Annotated in this window: 2 protein-coding genes; one reads left to right on the top strand and one right to left on the bottom strand. The window is 44.3% G+C overall.

What is annotated here, in order from left to right; all coding sequences use genetic code 11:
- On the bottom strand, positions 1-2,625 hold a 2,625-nt coding region (locus tag VE944_RS08790; RefSeq protein ID WP_324975284.1), incomplete at its 3' end, for a cobaltochelatase subunit CobN.
- Positions 2,626-2,720: 95 nt separating this feature from the next.
- Between VE944_RS08790 and VE944_RS08795 the strand changes: the two genes are divergently transcribed.
- Positions 2,721-4,724, top strand: a 2,004-nt coding sequence (locus tag VE944_RS08795) for a GAF domain-containing sensor histidine kinase (protein ID WP_324975286.1), incomplete at its 3' end; no start/stop codon positions are given.

Consider the following 4,724-nt stretch of genomic DNA (forward strand, 5'->3'; position numbering starts at 1 on the left):
TCCCCAATCTTGAGCGATCGCACGGGTAATGCCTGAAGAATGGCGATTGGGGATGCGAGCGATCGCTACTATTAAATCTCGTAGCTGCCTTCCTTGGGGACATTGCCCAAAAATATGCAACCCATCACGGATTTGGGCTTCTTTCAATTCACAAAGATAGCCACCGATAGAATTCAAAATTAAAGATTCAGACTTAAAAATTTCTGTTTCATTTTGGATTCCTAAATCTAGATGGAGATTTTCTTTGATCACCAGTTCGTGGATGCGATCGCGAATTACTGGCAAACGCGAAGGATCTAAACTGTCCGCTTCATAATACTCATCAATTAAATTTTCTAACTGCTGCAAAGAACCGTAGAGTTCCGCGCGAGTCATTGGCGGCGTTAGGTGATCTATAATCACCGCTTGAGCGCGACGTTTGGCTTGGGAACCTTCACCAGGATCATTCACAATAAACGGGTACAGGTGGGGAAGTGCGCCAAAAGCCACTTCTGGATAACAATTACTCGATAAAGCCACACTTTTACCCGGTAGCCATTCTAGATTTCCGTGTTTCCCTACATGAACTACAGCATCAGCACCAAAAGTTTCTCTTACCCAATAGTAGAAAGCTAAATAAGCATGAGTTGGTTCTAAATCCGGCGCATGATAATTCAAACTAGGGTCATTATCATAACCTCTTGCTGGCTGAATTCCCACGAAGACGTTACCGAGTTGAATTCCCGGAACGGGGATAGAGGCTGAGGGGTAGGGGGGCAGAGGGGCAGAGGGGAAGAATTCTTGATTGCTCACCTGTTCTCCCACTCCCCACTCCCCACTCCCCACTCCCCACCTTTCACTAATACCTTGCTGAACTGCTGGCGGTAATGAAGCGAAATATTCTTGATATTCTTCCCAAGAAACACTTTGGTGTACGGGAAGCCATTCTCTACCTTCTGGATCATTTGTTACGCCATCTGTCAGCCGTTGAATTAACTCGTCTCCTTGAGCAGGTGGATTTTCTACTTCATACCCAGCCTGATGTAAAGCTTGCAGGATTTCTACACAACTAGCTGGAGTGTCGAGTCCTACACCATTGGCAAGGCGGCCATTGCGGTTGGGGTAGTTTGCCAAAATTAGAGCAATTCGCCGTTCTTGGGGTGGTTTAGAACGCAGACGCGCCCAATTTGCTGCTAGTTTAGCAACGAACTCAATGCGATCGCTCACTGGTTCATAAATTACCACATCTGTCTCTAGATGCGGATTACGAGTTTGTACGGCTTTAAAAGACACAGCACGAGTAATAATCCGCCCATCTACTTCAGGTAGCGCCACATTCATCCCAATATCGCGGGGAGAAAGCCCTTGAAACTGTGACTCCCACTGCTCAATTGATCCGCCACTGAGGATCACTTGCAACACAGGCACATCTAATTTTTCCCATAGTTCAGTTTGGGGTGTTTCGCTTTCCAAACGTGCTAGAGAAAAACTGGTGGTATTCAGCAGTACAGCTATTGATTCGGCTTCTTTGGGTTGAAAAAATTCACTCAACTCAACTTGCACATCCGGTTCACGCAATGAGGAAACAAACACTGGCACAGGTTGTAAATTTTTCTGCACCAAAGCTTCGCATAAAGCGTCAATTACCTTGGTATTTCCAGCTAAATAATGAGCACGGTAGAAAAGGATGCCAATTTTGGGGATTGGGGATTGGGGATTGGGGATTGGGGATTGGAAGATTTGAGGTTCTGAGGTGGATGAATCCAGTTCCGAGGTGGATGAATGGAGTTCTGAGGTGGATGAATCCAGTTCCGAGGTGGATGAACGGAGTTCTGAGGTGAATGAATCCAGTCCCAAGGTGGATGAACGGAGTTCTGAGGTGGATGAATCCAGTTCCGAGGTGGATGAATCCAGTTCCGAGATGGATGAACGGAGTTCCGAGGTGGATGAATCCAGTTCCAAGGTGGATGAACGGAGTTCCGAGGTGGATGAATCCAGTTCCAAGGTGGATGAATCCAGTTCTAACTCTCCCCTGCTCCCCTGCTCCCCTGCCTCCCCTGCTCCCCCACTCCCCACTCCCCACTCCCCACTCCCCACTCCCCACTCATACAATCCCACACGCGGAATCGGCCGGGGTAACGGCGGATTGTATGCAGTTAACAGGCAAGTATCAGAGATAAATTGCAGAGCATTAACGAAATTTTCTACACCGCCTTCGCTGAAATACTGCCATACCTGATTAACAATATTTAGAGACACGGTAGACTGAGAAATTAAGTCGGGATCAAAAGCGTCGTCCCCTGGCATTACAATGAGGGTTCTACCATTACGTTGCACAATTTCTTGCACTACTTCTAAGCCATAACTCCAGTAGGAACGTCCTCCTATAAGGCGCAAAATAATTACTTGGGCAAGTTCCAAAACTTGCTCTCCATAAGTATCTATGCTTAACTGTTGCTGTAACTGCAAGAGATTGGCGACTCTTAATGCAGGAAAGCTTGTAGGTAATTTTGTCACCGCAACTGCCAAAGTTTGAATGTCGGTATCAGCAGCCGTAATCAACACGAAAGGCGCTGGAGTTTGTTCTAAAAAAATTAAGCCCTCTGACTGATTCCATCCACCCGATATGCTACTTGTTCGATGCATAATGCTGTATTACCGTCTTAAACTATTGGTTATTGCACAATCAAAACAAACTTTTTCCCTGCATTTAGCCCCCCTCTTACCAGTAATGATTTAAAATGCTTAGTTCTCCTGATTTGAGCTTTTCTCGAACCTTGCCTATTGTTGTATTTAATCAGCTTGGGGAATTGTTAGAACAGATGGCTCAAACGGTGGGAAGTGCCACTCTGATACTGACAGAAGCTGTGTTGATGCGGATTTACATACCTGTGGAATGGCAAAGGCAAAGGTTTACCTTGGTGGTTTCTGAGCAGTTTAGTGCGCTTTTGGTAGGATTAGCGCAGGGTGAGGAAGGGGAGCAGGGAATTGACTCGGCACTCAATGCTAGTTTGACATTTAATTTAGAGGCGATCGCAACATTTGTCTACGAATTAAGAGACTTGTTTGAGTGTGATTCCTCCACTTACCAAAATCTCGAAGGCTATCGCCAAATTATTCGGCCCAATGATGCCACGCTCCAAAGTCAATTCTCACTGTTGTTATTAGAATCTCTCCTAACTCAGCCAAACCAAGAAATAATAGCACCTCCAAGCTCAACTGTGCCGACAATTTATATCTGTCAGCCAGTAGAAGATGCTTTAAAAAAACAGATTTCCCAAGAGCGGTTGTTAAATCAGGTAACAACACAGATCCGCAAAAGCCTAGATTTGCAGGTGATTATGGCAACAGTAATTACACAAGTGCGTGAGTTTCTGGAATTAGACAGATTAGTAATCTATAAATTTGAAGGTTCCAAAGTCAAGGCTCAACAATACCAGTCTGATACTATTCCCCTCAGTGGAACCGCACTGCTAACAGGTATGGAACAGTCAGTTGGGGAATCTTCCGAAATCTATTTTTCTATACCAGAGAACAAGGATAAACCCTCGCCTTCTGTATCAGCTAATAATCAACCATTGCTAGAAGACTGGCAAAACTATGGAGGTTATATTGTCTATGAAGCCCGTGCTACAGATGCTATTACATCGGTGTTGAATTACACGGAAAAAAATTGCTTTATCCGAACCTCTCAATGTTGGAAAAAGTATCGCCAAGGTTTTACCTTAGCTGTGGATGATGTGGAAAAAACTTATGCTCTAGAAGAGTGTTTGTTAAATTTTTTGAGGGAAAGTCAAGTTAGGGCTAAGTTGGCAGCACCGATTATATTTGAGGATAAGTTGTGGGGATTGCTGATTGCTCATCAGTGCGATGAACCTCACCAGTGGAATGATAGCGAAAAAACCTTGCTAATTGCGATCGCAGAGCAATTAGCGATCGCAATTCACCAAGCTGAGTTAATGCAAACCCTTACCCAAGAAAAACAAACTCTCGAACAACGAGTTATTGAACGCACAATAGGATTACGTGATGCTCTCCTCGCCGCCGAAGCTGCTAACCGTCTCAGAAGTGAGTTTCTCGCTACTATCAGTCACGAATTACTCACGCCTTTAACTTATGTGATTGGGATGTCATCTACATTGTTACGTTGGCCTTTGGGTGAATTGAGTCAACGACAACGGGGTTATCTGCAAACAATCCACGACAGTGGAGAACATTTATTAGAAATGATTAATGACATCCTCGATTTATCGCAAATCGAGGCTGGTAAGACAGCTTTAAATATTTCAGAATTTTCTTTGGTGAATGTTGCTCAGAATGCTGTAGAGTCACTGCGAAAAAAAGCAATCAGTGAACAAATTAATCTCAACCTTGATTTGCAAATCGATCCCAGGCGCGAACACTTTACCGCCGATGGAGAACGAGTAGAACAAATTCTCTGGAATCTGTTAACTAATGCGATTAAATTTACCCCCGAAAGTGGCAGCGTTACCTTACGTCTTTGGGTGGAAAATGATACTGCTATTTTTCAAGTGGAAGACACCGGGATTGGTATTCCCGATGAACAATTACCATTAATTTTTGATAAATTTCAGCAACTCGATACACCCTATCGCCGCCGCTACGAAGGTACTGGACTTGGACTGGCTTTAACTAAACAACTCGTGGAACTCCATCGGGGACGAATTGAAGTAGAATCAACTGTAAGTATTGGCTCAATTTTTACTGTATGGATACCAACTCAG

Source organism: Nostoc sp. (assembly GCF_035638895.1).
In the GTDB taxonomy this organism is placed as follows: domain Bacteria; phylum Cyanobacteriota; class Cyanobacteriia; order Cyanobacteriales; family Nostocaceae; genus Nostoc.